Origin of the sequence: Capnocytophaga sp. oral taxon 864 (assembly GCF_002998835.1) — a bacterium.
In the GTDB taxonomy this organism is placed as follows: domain Bacteria; phylum Bacteroidota; class Bacteroidia; order Flavobacteriales; family Flavobacteriaceae; genus Capnocytophaga; species Capnocytophaga ochracea.
This window is the reverse complement of record NZ_CP027232.1, coordinates 1,488,908-1,508,810: the sequence shown is the minus strand read 5'-3', so window position 1 is coordinate 1,508,810 and position 19,903 is coordinate 1,488,908. Positions and strand designations below refer to the sequence as shown.

Annotated in this window: 19 protein-coding genes and 1 tRNA gene; 8 read left to right on the top strand and 12 right to left on the bottom strand. The window is 40.4% G+C overall.

What is annotated here, in order from left to right:
• Positions 1-2 precede the first annotated feature (2 nt).
• Complete coding sequence (locus tag C3V44_RS06650; protein ID WP_106095956.1) at positions 3-1,724, top strand: ABC transporter ATP-binding protein; 1,722 nt, start codon at positions 3-5, stop codon at positions 1,722-1,724.
• A 49-nt stretch (positions 1,725-1,773) separates the two neighbouring features.
• Here C3V44_RS06650 and C3V44_RS06645 read toward each other — a convergent pair.
• The 11 genes from C3V44_RS06645 to C3V44_RS06595 all read right to left on the bottom strand — a co-directional run bounded on the left by C3V44_RS06645 (position 1,774) and on the right by C3V44_RS06595 (position 13,018).
• Positions 1,774-1,847 (bottom strand) — tRNA-Asn (locus tag C3V44_RS06645).
• Positions 1,848-2,062: 215 nt separating this feature from the next.
• Positions 2,063-3,445: a dipeptidase gene (locus C3V44_RS06640; protein ID WP_009410196.1), complete on the bottom strand. Its 1,383-nt coding sequence runs from the start codon at positions 3,443-3,445 to the stop codon at positions 2,063-2,065.
• A 120-nt stretch (positions 3,446-3,565) separates the two neighbouring features.
• Positions 3,566-3,874, bottom strand: a complete 309-nt coding sequence (locus C3V44_RS06635; protein WP_048745364.1) for a type II toxin-antitoxin system YafQ family toxin — start codon at positions 3,872-3,874, stop codon at positions 3,566-3,568.
• Positions 3,875-3,877: 3 nt separating this feature from the next.
• A complete protein-coding gene (locus C3V44_RS06630; protein WP_106095955.1) occupies positions 3,878-4,120 on the bottom strand; it encodes a hypothetical protein in 243 nt (80 codons plus the stop codon).
• 38 nt (positions 4,121-4,158) lie between these two features.
• Positions 4,159-6,474 carry a glycoside hydrolase family 20 protein gene (locus C3V44_RS06625; protein WP_106095954.1) on the bottom strand — a complete coding sequence of 772 codons (2,316 nt, stop codon included), beginning with the start codon at positions 6,472-6,474 and terminating at the stop codon, positions 4,159-4,161.
• A gap of 34 nt (positions 6,475-6,508) precedes the next feature.
• A complete protein-coding gene (locus C3V44_RS06620; protein WP_106095953.1) occupies positions 6,509-7,279 on the bottom strand; it encodes a DUF6261 family protein in 771 nt (256 codons plus the stop codon).
• Between the two features lie 267 nt (positions 7,280-7,546).
• A complete protein-coding gene (locus tag C3V44_RS06615; protein ID WP_106095952.1) occupies positions 7,547-8,245 on the bottom strand; it encodes a ZIP family metal transporter in 699 nt (232 codons plus the stop codon).
• A gap of 7 nt (positions 8,246-8,252) precedes the next feature.
• Positions 8,253-9,383, bottom strand: coding sequence for a GNAT family N-acetyltransferase (locus C3V44_RS06610; protein WP_174683113.1), 1,131 nt, complete (start codon positions 9,381-9,383; stop codon positions 8,253-8,255).
• Complete coding sequence (locus tag C3V44_RS06605; protein WP_106095951.1) at positions 9,364-10,308, bottom strand: transporter; 945 nt, start codon at positions 10,306-10,308, stop codon at positions 9,364-9,366. Before C3V44_RS06605 ends, C3V44_RS06610 begins: the two co-directional genes overlap by 20 nt.
• Before the next feature lie 56 nt (positions 10,309-10,364).
• The gene (locus C3V44_RS06600) at positions 10,365-11,636 is read right to left on the bottom strand and encodes a nucleotide sugar dehydrogenase (RefSeq protein ID WP_106095950.1); all 1,272 of its coding nucleotides are present in this window, start codon (positions 11,634-11,636) and stop codon (positions 10,365-10,367) included.
• A 128-nt stretch (positions 11,637-11,764) separates the two neighbouring features.
• The gene (locus tag C3V44_RS06595; RefSeq protein WP_106095949.1) at positions 11,765-13,018 is read right to left on the bottom strand and encodes a sigma-54-dependent Fis family transcriptional regulator; all 1,254 of its coding nucleotides are present in this window, start codon (positions 13,016-13,018) and stop codon (positions 11,765-11,767) included.
• A gap of 941 nt (positions 13,019-13,959) precedes the next feature.
• On the opposite strand from C3V44_RS06595, the gene C3V44_RS06585 reads away from it, so the two are divergent.
• Entirely contained in the window at positions 13,960-14,820 is an 861-nt protein-coding gene (locus C3V44_RS06585; protein WP_106095947.1) for a glycerophosphodiester phosphodiesterase family protein, read from the top strand.
• Between the two features lie 42 nt (positions 14,821-14,862).
• On the opposite strand, the gene C3V44_RS06580 is transcribed toward C3V44_RS06585, so the two are convergent.
• Positions 14,863-15,822, bottom strand: coding sequence for a ribonucleotide-diphosphate reductase subunit beta (locus C3V44_RS06580; protein WP_002675128.1), 960 nt, complete (start codon positions 15,820-15,822; stop codon positions 14,863-14,865).
• Positions 15,823-16,169: 347 nt separating this feature from the next.
• Between C3V44_RS06580 and C3V44_RS06575 the strand changes: the two genes are divergently transcribed.
• The 6 genes from C3V44_RS06575 (at position 16,170) to C3V44_RS06550 (ending at position 19,413) form a co-directional block, all read left to right on the top strand.
• Positions 16,170-16,385, top strand: a complete 216-nt coding sequence (locus C3V44_RS06575; RefSeq protein ID WP_002675130.1) for a hypothetical protein — start codon at positions 16,170-16,172, stop codon at positions 16,383-16,385.
• Between the two features lie 6 nt (positions 16,386-16,391).
• Positions 16,392-17,234, top strand: coding sequence for a dTDP-4-dehydrorhamnose reductase (gene rfbD / locus C3V44_RS06570; protein ID WP_106095946.1), 843 nt, complete (start codon positions 16,392-16,394; stop codon positions 17,232-17,234).
• Positions 17,235-17,241: 7 nt separating this feature from the next.
• Complete coding sequence (locus C3V44_RS06565) at positions 17,242-17,460, top strand: hypothetical protein (protein ID WP_002675132.1); 219 nt, start codon at positions 17,242-17,244, stop codon at positions 17,458-17,460.
• Positions 17,461-17,463: 3 nt separating this feature from the next.
• The gene (locus tag C3V44_RS06560) at positions 17,464-17,769 is read left to right on the top strand and encodes a virulence factor (RefSeq protein ID WP_015782375.1); all 306 of its coding nucleotides are present in this window, start codon (positions 17,464-17,466) and stop codon (positions 17,767-17,769) included.
• Positions 17,770-17,771: 2 nt separating this feature from the next.
• Positions 17,772-18,335 carry a LemA family protein gene (locus C3V44_RS06555; RefSeq protein WP_015782376.1) on the top strand — a complete coding sequence of 188 codons (564 nt, stop codon included), beginning with the start codon at positions 17,772-17,774 and terminating at the stop codon, positions 18,333-18,335.
• Between the two features lie 154 nt (positions 18,336-18,489).
• Complete coding sequence (locus C3V44_RS06550) at positions 18,490-19,413, top strand: M48 family metallopeptidase (RefSeq protein WP_009419836.1); 924 nt, start codon at positions 18,490-18,492, stop codon at positions 19,411-19,413.
• Positions 19,414-19,903: the final 490 nt, after the last annotated feature.

Below are 19,903 nucleotides of genomic sequence, written 5' to 3'. Positions count from 1 at the left end.
CTATGAAAAGATTATTACAAATAGCAGGACAGCGTAAAACCTTACTCTTAGCCTCCTGCACTTTAGCCATTATTCACGCAGTACTGAGCTTGATTCCTTATGCCTTGGTATTCTATATCATACAAGAACTCACACAGCAAATGCCCAATTTTGCTACCGCTCAACAATATGTAATCTACGCCATTGTAATGATAGCCGTGAGTATGGTCGCTTTCTTCTTATCGGGTATTTTATCACATATCGCCGCTTTCAACATTCTTTACGGTCTCAGGAAAACGATTACCGAAAAGGTCGGCGTATTGCCTATGGGCTATCTTTCTAACCGTAATTCAGGAGCTTTTAAGAAGATTATTTCGGACGATGTAGAGCGTATAGAAACCTTTATTGCTCACCAAATCCCCGATTTTGTAAAAGCTATTGCCTTGCCTTTATTCACCTTAGGATATCTGTTCAGTCAAGATTGGCGATTAGCTCTTGCCAGCTGTTTGCCTTTATTGTTGCTACTGCTTATTTTCCCAATAATGTTTGGAGGAAAAAACAAAAATCTCACTCAGCTATATCACCAATCGTTAGAAGAGATGAGCTCAGGTATCGTAGAATACGTACGTGCTATGCCTGTGATGAAAATATTCCAACAATCAGCTGAGAGTTTTGATAAATACGGCAAAAAAGTAAAATCTTTCAACCGTTTTGTAAGCCAGTGGATACGTCATAGCTCACCTCCTTACGCTATCTTTATGAGTTTTGCTAGTAATGCAATGTTGCCTGTTTTGGCATTAGGTCTATATCTTTATTTTCACAATGGGGTAACCCTTGCCACTATGCTCTTTTTCCTCATCATAGGTACAGGCTATATGCGTCCCGTTTTTGCCATTAGCAATATGGCAATGCAACTACAGCTGATAGAACAAGGCGTACAACAGATTGATAAAATTCTCAATCAACCCATTCTTCCCGAAGGACATAATGCACAGATACCTACTCACTATAATATCTGTTTCGACAAGGTTAGCTTTGCTTACGACGGCGAGAACTATGTATTGAACAACGTTAGCTTCACAGCCAAAGAAGGTACAGTTACTGCCTTAGTAGGCCCCTCAGGGGCAGGTAAAAGTACCGTAGGGCAATTGCTCTCTCGTTTTTGGGATTGCCAAGAAGGACGAATTACTATAGGTGGAATTGACATCAAAGAGTTACCCACCGAAAGTTTGATGCAAAAGGTATCATTTGTTTTCCAAGATAGCTTTATGTTTCAACAAACAATGTACGACAATATTCGTATGGGAATGGATAAAACAGAAGAAGAAGTGATAGAGGCTGCCAAAGCAGCTCAAATACACGATTTTATCACGAATCTGCCCAATGGGTACAACACATTTTTCGGTCAGCAAGGGGTACATCTCAGCGGAGGAGAACAACAACGCTTCCAGTTGGCACGTGCTATTCTTAAAAATGCACCAATCCTCATCTTAGACGAAGCTACTGCCTTTGCCGACCCTGAGAACGAGCATAAAATACAGCAGGCTTTCAGTACGCTTATTCGCAACAAAACCGTACTTGTGATAGCACACCGCCTTAGCTCTATCACTACAGCCAACCAGATTATTGTATTCAACAAAGGCGAAATCAACGCTATAGGCACTCATAGTCAGTTATTGCAAGAGAGTGAATTATACGAAAGAATGTGGAATGCTCACAACCGAGCTAAAGAATGGGCTTTATAAGAAGATAAAATAAAAAAAGCACTTACTTATGTAAGTGCTTTTTTTGTTGCTCCCCCTACTGGACTTGAACCAGTGACCCTCTGATTAACAGTCAGATGCTCTAACCAACTGAGCTAAGGAGGAATATTTTCTACTTATGTTTTCCTTAATTGCGGTGCAAAGGTACAACTATTTTTGAAACCTGCAAATTTTTAAGCAGAAAAATATTTAATATTTTTTAGCTGTATTGCTAAGTCGTTTATTTTCAATAATAATATAAAAAGACTTTACCAAAAATTTAATAGCCTCTCGTGCTACGAGTTTTGGTAAAGTCCTTATTACTATTTATGTAACTCGTATTACTTTTGTACAAAGTAGTGATAGAACCACGGAATGGTTTCAATACCTTTTAGGAAGTTGAAAATACCGTAGTGTTCGTTAGGCGAGTGAATAGCATCGCTATCTAAACCAAAGCCTAAGAGAATAGATTTGCTACCTAATTCTTCTTCAAAAAGAGCTACAATAGGGATACTACCACCTGAACGCACAGGTATAGGCTCTTTCCCGAAGCTCGCTTGGCAGGCTTTTACTGCTGCTTGGTAAGCAGGCGTATCGGTAGGGGTTACATAACCTTGTCCGCCGTGGTGCGGAGTTACTTTCACGCGCACACCTGCTGGAGCGATACTCTCAAAGTGTTTGGTGAAGAGCTCGGTTATTTCGTGGTTGTCTTGGTTAGGCACTAAGCGCATTGATATTTTGGCATAAGCCTTACTTGGGATAACCGTTTTAGCTCCTTGTCCGGTATAGCCTCCCCAGATACCATTTACATCAAGGGTAGGACGTATAGAGGCACGCTCGGTAGTGGTATAGCCTTTTTCGCCATATACTTCATCGATATCTAAGGCTTTTTTGTAGGCTTCGAGTGAGAAAGGTGCTTTTGCCATTTCATCTCGTTCAGCTTGTGAGAGCTCTTCTACTTTATCGTAGAAATGCGGAATGGTAATGCGGTTGTTCTCGTCGTGCAAAGAAGCAATCATTTTAGTAAGCACGTTGATAGGGTTCGCTACGGCACCACCATATAAGCCAGAGTGCAAATCGCGGTTGGCACTGGTAACTTCCACTTCCACATAGCTAAGTCCGCGTAAGCCCGTAGTGATAGAAGGTGTATCGTTAGCTAGCATACTAGTATCGGAAATGAGAATAATATCGTTTTTGAGTTTTTCGTGGTTGTTTTTTACAAACCAACTAAGGCTTCCTGAGCCTATTTCTTCCTCGCCTTCAATCATAAACTTCACATTGCAAGGGAGCACGTTGTTTTTCACCATATATTCAAGGGCTTTCACGTGCATAAACATTTGTCCCTTGTCGTCACAAGCCCCACGAGCGAAGATAGCTCCATCGGGGTGAATATCGGTTTTTTTGATAACAGGCTCAAAGGGGTCAGATTCCCAAAGCTCAATAGGGTCGGCGGGTTGTACATCATAGTGCCCGTATACTAAAACAGTAGGCAGGGCAGGGTCGATAGTTTTTTCGCCATAGACGATAGGGTAGCCAGGGGTCTCACATATTTCCACCTTGTCGCAACCAGCCTTCTCTAAGGCATTTTTTACGGCATCGGCAGTGTTAAGCACGTCCTGAGAATAGGCAGCATCAGCACTAATAGAAGGCATTTTAAGCAGTTCTATCAGTTCCGCAATAAAGCGGTCTTTGTTTTCATTGATATAATTTTTTACTGAATCCATATGTCAATTAACAATTTACAATTAATAATTTACAATTCTGCAACCGTAGCAGGGTGTTTTTTTCTTTTTGTGTTATTGTTGTGTGTTTTTAAAAATATGTAGTTATATCCTTTGGTAAAATTATTTGCTAAACAATTCTGAATGAGAACCTAACCTAACTAAAAGTATTCTTTTCCTCTCTTCGTCGTATTGTAACCAAATGATAAGTAAATCAGGTTCTATATGGCATTCCAAATGTCCTTTATAATTTCCTGTGAGGAAATGGGCTTTCATTGATTTAGGTAAGTTATCTACTCCTCCCTCTTCTAATAAAGCAATAGTATCTTCAATCTTTAGAGCTTTGTTTTTATTACTTCTATACTTTTTATAGTCTTTTTTAAATTGTCCAGTATAAGTTATCTCATATACATTTCTGTTAATATTATCCATAACTTAATCATTTAAAGAGGCTATTAATTCTTTTACATTTGTAAAGTATTTTGTGTTAGAATCGTTTATAAGTCTTTCAGCTTCTTCTAAGGCTTTTTGAGTAGTCTCATTTGGAATGTTTTCTCCCCTTCGTAAACGAGGAGTTTCTTCAAAAGTCTCTATTATTTTAAAGTTGAGACTTTCAAGTACAGATTTAGCATTTTTCAATGAAAGTCCTTTGGGTAAGGCAACTGTAATTGTTTCCATATTTTTCTTCTTTTACGCAACAAAGGTACATTATTTTTCTAAAATACCAAAATTTCATCTATAAAAAGCCAAGCATCACCTCCTTTTGGGGGTGTTTTTACGTTTTTGAGGGTGAGCTTGATATAGCGAGCTTCCGTTGGACTAAACTTCAACACAAAATCTTTTAAGGTGGCTTTCCCTCTCACTACACAAGGCTCGTTGTGTGTTGCTACTTCACGGTAGTTTTTACCGTCGTTTGAAAGGGATACCATAAATTTTACGGGAAAGTAAATACCAGATGCTTGGGCATCCATTGCGCCTATACGCACTTCTCTCACCTCAGTAGCTTGCTCCAAATCGAGGGTAAGGGTTACATCGTCGCCTAACCAACCGAGCCATTGCCCATCGTGAAAGTTTTTGGTACCGCGAATGACATTGGTGAGCGTCGCTTCTCCTTGCCCTTGGTAACTCTTGTGATAAAATGGACTGTAACTTACTTTCTTATCTATCGCTTTGTGGAATGTTACCTCGCCAGTGGTAATGGTGTTGGTCGCCTTTCCACTGAAAACAGTTGCTTTAAAGGTAGTACTTCTATTCAGCGCAATAGGCTGGTGGTATTTCGTAGCTTTCTCTATAGGAGTATCTCCCAAAGCGTAGCGAATGTCGGCGTTGGGGACTTCACAGTCTAATTTTAGAAAGATATTCCCCTTTTGGTTTTCAACGGTAGGCACTACTTGGTACATAGAGCGGGCATAGTTCACCTTCATCACGTCCAAGCGCTTCATAAAGGCTTGAGTGCGATTTATAAAGTTGTCCCAATTCTTCAAGTTATCGGTTGTCCAACTGATTTCAGCAAGCGCCAACAATCGCGGAAAGAGCATATATTCCGAATGTTCAGTGCTACCCACGTGTTCTGTCCATAAGTTGGCTTGCGTACCCAAAATATTTTTTTGCAGCGCTGGGCTGAGGTTTTCTTTTTCAAGATTGTAATGGTAAAGGGTTTTGAGCGGTAAGTAACCGCCATTAGCTTGAGGCTCATAGTCGGGAAGACCTTGATAGTTGTCTATATAGCAATCGCTAGTGAGGACAACAGGGTTACCTTGTTCGAGGGCTTTTTTACCTACCTCGATACCGCGCCAATTCATCACCACTGCATTGTTAGCTAAACCCCCGTCCATTATTTCGTCCCAACCTACCAAAGTGCGCCCTTTGGATAGTAAGAAATCATTTATACGCTTGATAAAATAACTCTGTAATTGGTGCACATCTTTTAAATGATGGTCTTTCATACGTGTTTGGCATTTGAGGCATTTTTCCCATTCGGTGTGAGTAGCTTCGTCGCCACCTACGTGAATGTATTTGCTGGGGAAAAGCTCCATCACTTCGGTAAGTACATCTTCCAAGAAAGTGAAAGTCTCTTCTTGCCCCGCACAATAGATATCGGTGATAGGCCACACCGCGCCTGAGGGTACTCCTATGGGGCGTTTGTGACAAGACAGTTCGGGGTAAGCCGCTATGGCACTCATTGCGTGGGCAGGCATTTCTATTTCGGGGATTACCGTAATGCCACGTGCAGAGGCGTAGGCTACAATCTCTTTAATATCTTCTTGGGTATAGAAACCTCCGTATTTTTTAGGAGCTGTCGCAGGATTAGCAAAGGCGTTGGCGGAGTTAGGAGTGCGCTCATTCCATAGTTTATCTTCTTGGTCTACACGCCACGCACCTATTTCGGTAAGTTTAGGATACTTTTTAATTTCGACGCGCCAACCTTCATTGTCTACTAAGTGGAAGTGGAAGGTATTGAGCTTGAGCATTGCCATACGGTCGAGGGTTTTCAGTATATATTCCTTGGGGAAAAAATGGCGAGAAACGTCCAGCATCAATCCGCGCCAAGCGTACTGAGGAGCATCAGTGATGGTAACTGCGGGCACCGCCCAATCAGTCTTCACGGGTGTAGTGCTTTCAAACTCTTTAGGCAGTAGCTGACGCAGCGTTTCGAGGGCGTAAAGTGCCCCGTTGTAACCACCTGCCTTAATGATAATTTCTTTAGGATTTACAGTGAGAGTGTAACCTTCTTTAGGAAGAGATGTATCAGTGTCAATCACTACATAATTAGTCAAGAGAGCTACTTTTTGTACAGAAAACCTAAATCCAGAAGCCTTCTCAAATTGTTCGAGAAAAGAACGCCGAGCTGGCATCAAAGCAGGGTCAATCACAAAAACAGTTTCCTTAGTAAACCGGAAACTACCCCTACCCATAGTGAGCGATTGGGGTCGCGGAATAACATTAAGGTCACTCTCGGTAAAGGCAACCTCTTTGTGAGGAAGTTGGCAAGCAACTACTAAAAGAAATAACAAAAATAGGAGCCTCTTCATAACAATTAAAACTAATTGGGATTATATGAAAATACTATTCTGAAACACTTTTAGTTCCTGTTGGTTTAGTCGATTTCTTAGTTATAAGAGCCTGTGCTAAGCGCTGTTTATTAGCGTTTATAGTGTCATCAAGTAACTTATTAAATAAGGTGGTGAAATTATCAGTTTCAGCAGAAGCATTGATAATGTGATTTGCAAAGACAAACCTTGCCAAATCCTTATAAAGCAAATCGGTTTCTTTTCGCACTTTTTTCACATTGATTACCTTATTGCTAATTTGGTTTTCAGCTCTCACATCTACCAGTTCTTGGTATTTAGCGTTAGCTTCTTTCAAAGGAACTACGGCGTGTGAAATGCCTAAAGTCTTTAAATGTTTAGCGATTTCAGGCTTTTCTAAATCTTTAACCAAAGCATCGATAGCTTGAGACTTCTGCCGGGTAGGCAAAGAGGCAACACCTTTGTAGTTTTTAAACTCTAAATAAAGAATTTGCGCCGAATCTTTCTGGGTTTGTAATGAACTTTTCTTACCTAACCTAAAAGAAGAAAGTAAATAAGAAAGCAATTCATTACGTTGTTTGTCTAACCGATTGATGTTTTCAGACTCTTTACTTGAACGGCTTTGTCGGGAAGCCTCAGTAAGGAGGTCTAAATTCTTTTCAATAGCTGTAATAAGTTCTGGCTTAACGCCTAATTTTTCTACGGTGGTAGTATTCACTAATTTTACTACCCCTTTAATAAACTGAGCATACTCATCGTTATTGAGTTTGCTAACGTTAGGTAATGAGATGTCAATTTTAAAGCTCATAATTTTAATTTTTATTGTTAAAGTTTCATTCGGAAAAAATAAATAATACTTTTGATATATGCAAACTATTTTCGTTTTTTAACATCAATAGCTTATTTATTATTTAGCTACAGGAATAACCTCGCGACAGTAGCTTTTATGTTTTTTACCCTAAAGAATGAGGTAGAAATCGTAGTTTTTGTATTTATTAGCTACAATAATGAGGTAGCGACAGTAGCTATTTTCTTTTTAATCTATATTTGTGTTGTAAATCAACTGTCTTTTACATTAAGTAAGATATGCTACCGCAAATCCTACACAAACACTTAAAAACTTTAGCAGATTAAAACGGTGTCCTTCGGCACTTTCAAATAGAATAACGGTGGATATATGTAAGAAAATACCTATTACAATAGCCGAAAGCTCGGTGTGGTAACTGATAAGGCTTGGTACAGTACTGCTTAAGTAAGTGCCTAATGGCGTCATTAGAGCAAAAAAGAGTAAAAACAGTGCTGTCTTCCACTTGTTTACTCCTGAATTAATAAAAAAGGTGGTAAGCACAATAGCGACGGGCAACTTATGAACAAATATGCCATACACGAGGTCGTGATTATGCCCGTGAGATAGCGGGAAACCTTCTAAAATGGAGTGAATACTAAGGCTGATAAACAGTGAGAGAGGAAAAGCACTATGCTGATGCAGGTGTGGGTGCTGGGTGTGACCGTGTTCGGCTCCGTGCGAAAATAACTCCAAAACAATTTGCAAGAGTACTCCTACTATCACAAATAGCCCTATGTATTTAAAACCGTGTGTTTGCTCATCGTGAGAGTGATATACTTCAGGTATCAGTGCGAATACAGTGAGTGCTAATAGATAAGCGCCACTGAAAGAGAGTAGTAATTTGGTGTATTGCTGTTGGGCAGGTTTAAAAAAGGTAACGAATGAGTAGCCTAATACTACTGCCAGAAAAGGGAGAAGATAATTCATTTTACATTTAATCTCTTACCTGTTTTTTAAAGGTAGCACGGCGAGCAAAGATAACGGGGTCAAAGCTCTTCCAGAGTTGCTGAATAGCAATATTTTCTTCGAGTTCAGGTGTAATCACGCAATGAGTAACCCCATTGCGGGTGAATATATCATAATAATAGTCGAACAACAAGGCGGGAATACCCTTGCTTTGGTATTCGGGGGCTACCCCAATAAGGTAGAACTCCACCGTATCGTGATGTCGTTTGGACTGTAACAAATACCACCAGCCCCAAGGGAAGAGTTTGCCCTTTGCCTTTTGTAATGCTCTAGAGAACGAAGGCATCACTATGGCAAAACATATCAGTTTACCGTCCTTATCTTCAATAAAACGTACATACTCAGGATTGATAAAAGGGATATACTTTTGTTTGAAATACTCGCGCTGACGTTCGCTTATAGGCACGTAGGAGGCTAACTTAGAATAGGTTTCGTTGTAAAGGTCAAACATTGCGTCTACGTGCTTGAGCACTTCTTTAGTAGTAGGCGTATCGATGAACTTTACCCCATAGCGTTTTTTTATGGCTTCAGCTGTTTTCTTAAAAACCTCAGGTTTAGAGTTCTTTACTAGGAATTTCATCTCTACAAAGCCTTTTTCTTTGGTAAAGCCTAATTGCTCTAAATGCCGATTATAATAAGGATAGTTATACCACGTCATCATATTCGAGAGATGGTCGTAACCTTCAGTAAGCAATCCCACTTTGTCCATATTCGAAAAACCTATAGGCCCTTCCATATACTCCAATTGATACTCACGAGCTTTTTCAGCTACTTTATCCAAGAGAACTTGTGTTACTTGAATGTCGTCTATCATATCCAGCCAACCAAAGCGCACTTTCTTTATGTTCTGTTTAAGGTCGTGCTGATTAACAATAGCTACTACGCGCCCTACCATTTTACCTTTTTCATTGTAAGCTCCGTAAAAGAAGGCTTCGGCATTGTCGAATACAGGGTTCTTGGTTTTGTCAAAAGAGGCTACCTCGTCGCTGATGAGAGGCGGCACCCAATAAGGGTTGTTTTTGTATAAAGACAAAGGGAACTTCACAAACTCGGTAAGTTCCTTTTTAGTGGTGAGTTCTTTAATCAGGATCAATGGCATTAGGTCTGTTTCTTTTAGGTTTTTTCTTGCGTTTAATTTTGGTGGTTTCTATTGTTTCATTCAACACCTTCTTGATATAGCTGTTGTGATTATCGATGCGATAAGAAGCCCCGAACAATCCCATATAGCGTTGTGGGGTATCTTTCCAGCCAAAACCCATATCGGCATTGAGTTGTATTTTATCGGAAAGCAAGAAGGCAACGCCAAGACGCGTAATCTGGTCGTTGTAATGCTGGCTGTGAATACCTTGATGCTCTGCAAAGATACTAAACCAACCATTGTCTAAATTATGAGTAACGGTGAACAAATAGCTGTATTCGGTGTTTTTTCCGCTTAAGAACCTATCAATGATACCGTTTGCTACCAACACCACACGGGGGATAGGCTCTGCTTGAAAGATAGCTGCTATTTTAGGAGAGAGTGCTGGTATTGACTCGTAGTAATATCGCTTGTTTGGTAAGAAATTCACCCCTGCATAAAGAGATATAGAAGGTGTGAGATTGCGCCATCTAAAAGAGTTATTAGCCTTCCAACTGTAAATACTTGGCTTCTCGTCTAAAAAAGCAGGTTTAAAGAGCAAATACTTAGCTCCGATAGTATTGTTCACAAAACCAAAGTGCGAAGTTGTACCATTAGATGCAATCGTACGGTCATAAGCAAGAGTACCATTGAGCATCACTTCCAATTCTTCTTTATAAAAGCCATAACGCACTGCATAGTTCACTCCCGTAAAATCCATAGAAGTACCTGTGTATTTGTGGTGGTTGTGTTCATACCAAAAACCTCCTTCGAATTGTAATACTCTCGCTCCTACTGCATAGGCACTTTGTGAAGTACCTGGGAGATTTGAGTTAATAATTTCAGTGTATTGTGCCTTTGCCAAAAATGGGAAAGTACAAAGCATTAGCAAGTATATTTTCTTCATTGTATGTGAAAATTTTGGGCGACAAAGATAGAAAAAAGTTTTTTACTATACAACTTTTATAACCTAAACACGTTCTTCTTCACTTTCAACTCCCCCTTTACGTCGTAAATGATACCGTCTTCTTTTAAGTAATTTCCTATATTCATTTGCAGAAACTCTTGGTGCGCCACGCAAAGCACCACTACATCGTTGTGGGTAGGGAGGTTTTGTGGTTTAGTAGCTACTGTAATGCCATATTCTTCACGAGCGCGCTCGGGGTTTGCCCAGGGGTCGTATACCACTATATGATTAGTAAAGTTTTCGAAGGTGCGGTAGATGTCTACTACTTTCGTATTGCGAGTGTCGCGGCAGTTTTCTTTGAATGTAAAACCTAAGAGCAGGATTCGGCTGTCCTTCACAGGCATACCTTGTAAACACAATCGGTTGATAATCTGATAGGCGATATATCCTCCCATCGAGTCGTTTGTCTTGCGTGCTTCCATCATTAAGCGTGGCGATACGCCGTGCAGTTTAGCTTTCTGTATGAGGTAGTAAGGGTCTACCCCTATACAGTGTCCACCTACCAGACCGGGGCGGAAGGGCAAGAAGTTCCACTTGCTACTCGCTGCATCTATCACCGCATTAGTATCAATCTCTAAAATATTGAATATCTTCGCTATCTCATTCATAAAGGCGATATTCACATCACGCTGAGCGTTTTCTATCACTTTGGCGGCTTCGGCTACTTTTATAGACGGGGCAAGGTAAGTGCCTCCCCTCAGCACTGAATTGTAGAGCGTATCTATTTCCTGTGCTACCTCAGGGGTAGAGCCTGAGGTAATCTTGCAGATAGTCTCCACGGTATGGTGCTTATCACCAGGGTTGATGCGCTCGGGCGAGTAACCCACAAAGAAATCGCGGTTGTATGCAAGCCCCGACGCGCTTTCCAAGATAGGCACACACACCTCTTCCGTCACTCCTGGGTAAACCGTCGATTCGTAAATCACTATATCTCCTTTTTTTAGCAATGCGCCTACTGTTTGGCTCGCCTCGCGCAAGGCGGTAAGGTCGGGTTGCTGATAAAGGTCGATAGGTGTAGGTACTGCCACTATGTACACATTGCAATCCTTAGCGTCCTCAGGGTTCGCAGTACAAATAAGGTGGGTAGCCAAACGCTCTTTAAGGGTTTCACTACCGATTTCGCCCGTAGTGTCAATACCCGTGTTGAGGCTCTCCACTCGCGCCGTATAGGGGTCGTAACCCACTGTGGGATATTTTTTGGCAAACAGACAAGCTAAGGGGAAACCCACATAACCCAGCCCAATAATGCCTATTTTATATGATTTCATCTAAATAATTAACAATTCACAATTAATAATTAACAATCCTTTCCCAAAACTCCGCCTCTTCCGGCTGAGCAGAAAGTTCTCTCCTCTGACCTCCTATTGCCTGAGGCTTATGCCCCAAAGCTTAGTGCCTAAATCATATTATACTGTTTTAGTTTGCGATATAGCGTCCGCTCCGAAATCCCCAAGGCTTTGGCGGTTTCCTTGCGCTTGCCACCGTTGTGTTCTAACGACTTGCGTATCATCTCGCGCTCTTGCTCTTGAAGTGAAAAACGCTCTTCTTCCGCAGCTTCCTCATAGTCGTACACCTCTTCGTGAGATAGGATTTCCTTCTCGGTAGGAGGTACGGGAATAATAGAATAAGCCGGAGAGCTCGCCTCATTCTTGTGTGAATCATTGCCGTAGATGCGGTGAATAAGTCCCTCGTTGTCCTGTTGTACTTGGGCTGAATTGCCGTGTTGTAGCAGTTCAAGAGTAAGCTTTTTCAAGTCGTTGAGGTCAGATTTCATATCGAAAAGCACCTTGTAAAGCAATTCGCGTTCGTTGCTAAAATCACTATCCTGGCGCGCTTGCTGAGGTACAACCTGTGGTAGATTGCTACCCTCATCAGGTAAGTAGGTGCGCAAAATACTCGCTGTAATATCCCTGCGCTGTTCAAGTACCGAAATCTGTTCGGCTACATTGCGCAACTGACGGATATTCCCGCTCCAACGGTAGTTTGTGAGCAGATGTACTGCATCTTCGCTGAGCTTCACAGGAGGCATTTTGTATTTCTCGGCAAAATCTGAAGCAAACTTGCGGAAAAGCAAGTGGATATCCTCTTTGCGTTCGCGCAAAGGAGGCAAATGTATCTCTACTGTGCTGAGTCGGTAGTAAAGGTCTTCGCGAAAACGTCCTTTTTTAATAGCTTCTTGCATTTGCACATTGGTAGCCGCCACAATGCGCACATTCGTCTTCTGCACTACCGACGAACCTACTTTTATGAACTCGCCGTTCTCGAGCACCCGCAAGAGGCGCACTTGGGTAGTGAGGGGCAATTCACCTACCTCGTCTAAGAAGATAGTCCCGCCATCGGCTTCCTCAAAATACCCACTACGGGTAGCGGTAGCTCCCGTAAAAGCGCCTTTTTCGTGACCAAAAAGTTCTGAATCGATAGTTCCTTCGGGGATTGCTCCGCAGTTTACGGCTATGTATTTGCCGTGTTTGCGTAGGGACAGCGAGTGAATGATGCGCGGTATAACCTCTTTTCCCACCCCACTTTCTCCGGTGATGAGTACCGAAATGTCAGTAGTGGCTACTTGTATGGCTTTTTCGATAGCGCGATTCAGCTTAGGGTCGTTGCCAATAATGCTAAATCGCTGTTTTATAGCTTGTATATTTTCCACTTTTTTAGTTGAGAGTTTATGAACGGCAAAGGTACGAATATTTTTTTGAATTTATGTCAGTTCGATATAACAAAATGCTATTTTTCAATCGCTTTTTCTACGCCTTTCTGCCACCACACTCCCACTAAACTCCTCCAACAAATTTGCTAATTTCCCAATTTGCTAATTCTCTTTCCCGTCGCTACATTCGCCCTTTTCCGTCGCCATATTCCCCCTTCGAAGGGGGCTAGGGGGATGTTATCTCATAGTGCCTATGTGTCATAATACTTTGCCAAAGTTTTTGCCTGTGCGACTCGCACTATCTTTCCGCCACCACACTCCCACTAAACTCCTCCCGCAAATTTGCTAATTTCCCAATTTGCTAATTCTCTTTCCCGTCGCCATATTCCCCCTTTGAAGGGGGCTAGGGGGATGTTATCTCCTAGTGCCTATGCCCTAAGGCCTAGTGCCTCTTCCTCTTTCTTTCGCCTCGAAATCTCGTTTTTACCGTTTTTAGCCTTGTTGTATTATACTATTAATCAACTGTTTATATACCCTTTCTATACCAATCGTCCAAGATTCGTATAAGCTTCCTATAAGCTCTCTATAAGCTAACCCCACCCTTCTCACAGCCTTTTTTCACCAAAACCCCTCTCAACTCTCTTCCGAACTTTTCCGTTTCCTTCCGAACACTCCTAACAGTCCCAACACATCGCTTTTTCATCTCAAACTTTGCCAAAGTTGAATAAACTAACAAACCCTCCGCTAGTGCGATTCTTGTAGCCTCCTCCTCATTCTCTCATTCTCCCATTTTCTCATTTCCAAATTCTCTCATTTCCCCACCCTCTTGTCACTTTTTCGTCGCATTCCTAGTGCCTATGGCCTAAGGCCTCGCACTTTTCTCATTTTCTCATTTTCTAATTTTTCTCATTTCCACATTTTCTTTATCTTTGCAAAAAAATATGTTTTTAATGAAGAAATATATCATCACTTTATCGCTTTTGTGCCTCGCAATGGCTTGCAAAAGCCCCTCAACCGGACAAATAATCCCCCAAGAGGAGATTACTAATCAAATGTATTTCACCTCCAAACCCATTGTTTCTGCTCATCGGGGTGGGGGAGGAGAGCAACTTAAAGGCTATCCCGAAAACTGTTTGGAAAGCATTCAATACCTTTCCAAGAAAGGAATACACAGCTTTGAGATAGATATCTTCGAGAGTGCCGACGGCGATTTGCTCTTGATGCACGACGATAAGTTAGGACGTACCGCCACAGGTCAAGGAGTCGTATCAGTCCTTACTACCGCACAGTTGCGCACTGAAAAACTCAAAGATGAGTTTGGCAATGTAACTGCTTTTCAGATTCCGTTTTTAAAAGATGTACTTTCGTGGTGTAAAACCCATAAGGGGTACTTAATGTTAGATTTTAAAAAGGGTATTTCTTATCAAAAGGTGGTAGATTTAGTGCGCGAAGAGAAAATGGAAGCGCAAGTGGTGCTTATCAGTTATAATACTGCACAAGCCGAAGCCTTGCATAAGGTAGCTCCTGAGATGCTCCTTTCGGTGAGCGCCCGCAATGAAGACGAACTGAACCGTATTTTGCAAACAGGTATTCCTAAACAGAAGTTGTTGGCTTTCACCGGTATTCGTTTAGCTCCTGATCAGCTGTACGAGCGTTTAAACCAACTAAAAATACCTGCCATATTAGGTACATTAGGTAACTTAGATAAGCGTGCTGCTACCAAAGGCGACCATCTATATACCGAGTGGGCAAAGAAAGGTATACAAGTTTTTTCTACCGATAGACCTTTGGCATTCAAGTAAAAAATAAGAGGTAAGAAACTTACTTCTTACCTCTTATTTTATCTAAAATAAATCGTTTTCGCTAATACTCTTGTCGTGTTTAGTATAAGCAGTAGGGCGTTTGGCAAAGAAGTCGTCAAGCTCATTGCTAAACACTTCCTCCTCAAACCACATCATCGGTTTAGCTTCCTCTCCCGAAATACCAAAAGGCTTTCCTAATCCCAATTGTGTAAGCGAGTCGTCCAAACGATAACGCATATAGTTCGACAAGTCTTTTTTGCTAAAGAACTCCAATTCACCTTGTTCAAAAATCCAGTCTAGCATCTTGTCTTCCAAAGTGATATAACTACGGATAAAAGTAGTCGCATCTTCTTCGGCTTTAGCTTTCATTTCTGGATTTTCTTCAAATATCTTTTTGAGAATATAAATACCTGCATTGGCGTGTAACTGTTCGTCTACCGATGTCCACGCAATAATATTCGCTACGTTTTTCAAGAACCCTTTAAAACGTGTAAATGAAAGAATAGTAGCAAACTGACTGAACAACGAAGCATTCTCAATAATCAATGTGAAAAACAGAATCCGCTCCATAGCGTTCTCACGATTTTTAGCCAAGTATTCTTTTAATACATTACTACGTTCTTTAAAAACAGGTACCTCCAATAAGTTTTCAAACTCGTTGTTGTAACCCAAAACCTCCAATAAGCGTGCGTAAGCCTCGCTGTGGCGGAACTCACATTCGGCAAAAGTAGCTCCTAATCCGTTGAATTCAGGTTTAGGGAAGAGGTCATAGAGGTCTCCCCAGAAAGTCTTTACTGATACTTCCACTTGGGCGATACCTAATAGGGCGCGTTTCACTGCCTCTTTTTCTACAGGTGTTAACTCCGATTTAAAATCCTGAATATCGGCAGTAAACTCCACTTCTGAGTGTACCCAAAACGATTTGTGCATAGCGTTCACAAACTCCATAACCTCAGGATATTCAAAAGGTTTGTAGTTCTCGCGTTTGTCAAAAATTCCCATAATGATAAATGTTTTTTTATGAATGTTTTAATGATGTTTTACAGAGCGCAAAGATAATAAAAATACTATAAACTCCAATAATTTTTCTAATTTGCTAATTCCCACATTCCCTAATTTTCTAATTTTCTCATTCTCTAATTTTCTTCACCTTACCTTTGCTCTTCAAAAAATCTTTTATTTTCACTAATTTTACCTTTTACCTTTTATCTTTTACCTTTTATCTAAATTCCTCCTGTTGATAACTCTGTTAATAACCTGTTAATTTAAATTGATAACTATTTTTTTGTCAATAATAAATTTATTCGTACTTTTGCCTCGTCAAACAATGATTAAACATTTATAGAACTATGGAAGAATTTGTAAAATTAGTAGAACACATTTTGTATATGGAGAATTTCAACACTGCAATTACTCCTGATTTAAAACAAAAGTTTATAGAGCTTAACAGAACTTATGGCAATAATGTGCCCGATAAGTATAAAGCAGATGTAAACAGATTATATAATAGCTTTCGCGATAAACAAAGCGTAGAGGTAGATAGTAACGCTTACGCTGTTAGCTAATAGTAAATGAATGTTTTAGTAACTGGAGGTAGTGGGCAATTAGGTTCTGAAATTCAGGCTAATCCTCACAAGAAAAGTTGCTACTATTTCACGGATATAAATAGCTTGGACATCTGTGATGTCCAAGCTATTCGTGCTTTTGTGCAACTTAATAATATTGATGTCATTGTCAATTGTGCAGCTTATACCAATGTAGATAAAGCCGAAGACGACTCAGCTCTCGCAACTCTTATCAACCATACAGCTGTCGAGAATTTAGCAACTGTTTGTAAAGAACACAACTTGCCTCTTATTCATATTTCCACCGATTATGTATTCGGAGGAAGTAAAAACACTCCTTATACCGAAACCGACCCAACCACACCTCTTGGGGTGTATGGGCGTACTAAATTAGCAGGCGAACAAGTAATACAACAAGCAGGTATTGAACATCTCATTATCCGTACAGCGTGGTTGTACTCATTGCGTTTCGGTCATAACTTTGTAAAGACTATTCAGCGTCTCAGTGCCGAACGTACTGAACTAAAAGTAGTATTCGACCAAGTAGGTACCCCTACCAACGCTTCTGATTTAGCCGATTTTATTGTGCAAGCAGTCGAAAATCTTTGGTATAAAGGCAAACGTGAGGTATATCACTTCTCTAACGAAGGGGTTTGCTCGTGGTATGACTTTGCAGTAACTATTGTAGCGCAATCGGGTAATAATTGTAAAGTATTGCCCTGTCGTTCCGATGAGTTTCCAAGCAAAGTAACGCGCCCTGCCTACTCAGTGTTAGATAAAACCAAGCTAAAAAAAGACTTTAATTATCCAATTCCTCATTGGAGGCATAGTTTTTGCAGTGATAAATGAGAAATAAATGCTAAATTATATGAAAAAAGAAATCTCAAAGAGCCCCTTTAAAGTAGGTGATATTGTAGAAGTATCACCTGATTTAACTATGTTAAAAGATTGGATAACAGGTACTGTTATTAAAATCTTTAAAAATCCGTTTATAGGAGATGAAATAGCTATCAAAGATAATCAAGGACGTATCTTCTTCGGTGTAAAAGATTACTTCAAAACCTCTAAATCTTAGGTTATGTATGCTATAGCTTTTGATATGAATATATCATCTTTAGAAAAGCATTATGGGAAACCGTATAATAATGCTTATTATGAGATAGCTTCAGAACTTGAAAAATATAACTTTTACAGAATACAAGGGAGTACCTATGTAACCGATAATAAGGATATGGGCAATTTAATGTTAGCCATAGATGCCCTTGCTTATATTGAATGGTTTGCTAATGCTGTTAGAGATATAAGAGTATTCAGAATTGAGGACTGGAGTGATTTAACTCAAGTAGTAAAAATAAAATCCACTAAAAAAACATTTATTAATTAGATATGGGACTTATAATAACCATTGCAATCATAGTGATTCTAGTATTTTGGTACATTAGTGCCAACAACAAACTCGTGGCATTAGCCAATAATCGTGAGAACGCCTTTGCTGATATCGATGTGCAACTCAAGCAACGTCACGACCTTATTCCTCAACTCGTAGCAGCTGTAAAAGGCTATATGACTCACGAGTCCGATGTGCTCACCAAAATCACTCAAGCGCGCAGTCGTGCTATGAGCGCTACTGATATAAACGATAAGATTGCAGCTGAGAAAGAACTTTCTTCTGCTATGGGCGCTTTCAATATCCAAGTAGAAGCTTATCCTGATTTGAAAGCGAATACTAACTTTATGCACCTCCAACAAGAAATTGCCGATATAGAAAATAAATTGGCGTCAGTGCGTCGCTTCTTCAACTCTACTACCAAAGAGCTGAATACCGCCATCCAATCGATACCTACTAACATCGTAGCAGGTTTCAAGAAAATGACTCCACAACCTTTCTTCGATTTGGGTACAGAACAACGCCAGCAGTTGGATAAAGCTCCAGAGATTTCGTTTAGCTAATCGAATGCATAGAAGATATATAAAGGAGATGTTTTATAGCGTCTCCTTTATTTGTTTTTTTGAACATTGTTTGGTATTCTCATATAAAACTAATATCTTTGCCACTCCTATCTTTGCAAGTAAAGAAAAATTGGTAATAATTAAAACCTAAATTATGCAATATCTTGGTATCCGACAACAAATCGCACGAAATAACACCAAGTCTGTTCTGTATTTATTAGCCTTCCCCTTGCTAATCCTTGCGGGAACCTATGCGGTATTGTATATGCTTAACGACCAAGATATAGAGGCTGTGAATGCTCAATTCCTTTCAGTAGTCCCTGTGGTGCTGATAGGGGTAGCTATATGGTTTGTAATCTCCTACTTCTTCAATACCCAAATGATACAAACCGCCACTCACTCTCGTCCCTTAGAACGCCGTGAGAATATGCGGGTGTATAATCTCACCGAGAACCTTTGTATGAGTGTCGGAATGCCTATGCCCAAGCTCTATATTATAGAAAGCGATGCGCTCAATGCTTTTGCTTCCGGTATCAACCAAAAAACCTTTGCCGTCACCCTCACACGTGGTATTATCAACACGCTTAACGACGACGAACTCGAAGGGGTGATAGCTCACGAACTTACCCATATCCGCAATCGCGATGTTCGTTTGCTTATTATTACCATTGTGTTTGTAGGTATTTTTGCCACGATTGCCAATATCGCTTTCCGCACGATGCTCAATAGTCAGTTGTATTCTTCACGCAATAGGCGAAACGAAAAGGGTGGGGGAGGAGCTGTTGTGCTGGTAGTCTTATTGGTAGCAGGGGTTGTCTATTTCTTTTCAATACTCTTTAAGTTGGCACTTTCTCGCAGTCGCGAATATATGGCTGATGCAGGAGCTGTTGAAATGACCCATAAGTCTTTGGCATTAGCCAATGCCTTAAAGAAAATCTCAGGGCACTCCACCATCGAAGGTGTCGATAACGACGAAGTAAAAGAACTCTTCATCGACTATAAAGCCGAAGGCTTTTTTGCAATGTTCGCCACCCACCCACCTATTCGCAAACGCATACAAGTATTAGAGCAATTTTAAAGACTTATTTTAGCTCAAATCAACTAAAACATTCTTGCGCATAAGCTTCCCTTCTACAACTCCCCTTGATTCTTTCAGTAAACGTACCTCCCCTATGTATCAATCATAGAAGTTTCCTTCATTCATTCTTCGTCTTTTGTTTGTCTTTCCTTCATTCTAGACCCACTGTAGAGCCACTGTAGAGCCACTGTAGAGCCACTGTAGAGCCACTGTAGAGCCACTGTAGAGCCACTTATCCTTCGTTTAAACCTTATTACTTGTCCGTATGCCCCACACTTGTTCGTGCGGTTCGCATCGTATTTTTGTTTACTTTTACATCATAAAGCTTTGCCAAATCCTAATTAGCTAATTATTCACGTAAGCTAAAAAAATAGCAATAAAGTTAAAACATATTATTTAGAAAATACATCTGATATTCAAATGTTTATATTTACAATTAAAATATTTTCGTAAAAAAAGTGCTAAAAATTTTGTTGATAAAAAAAAATGT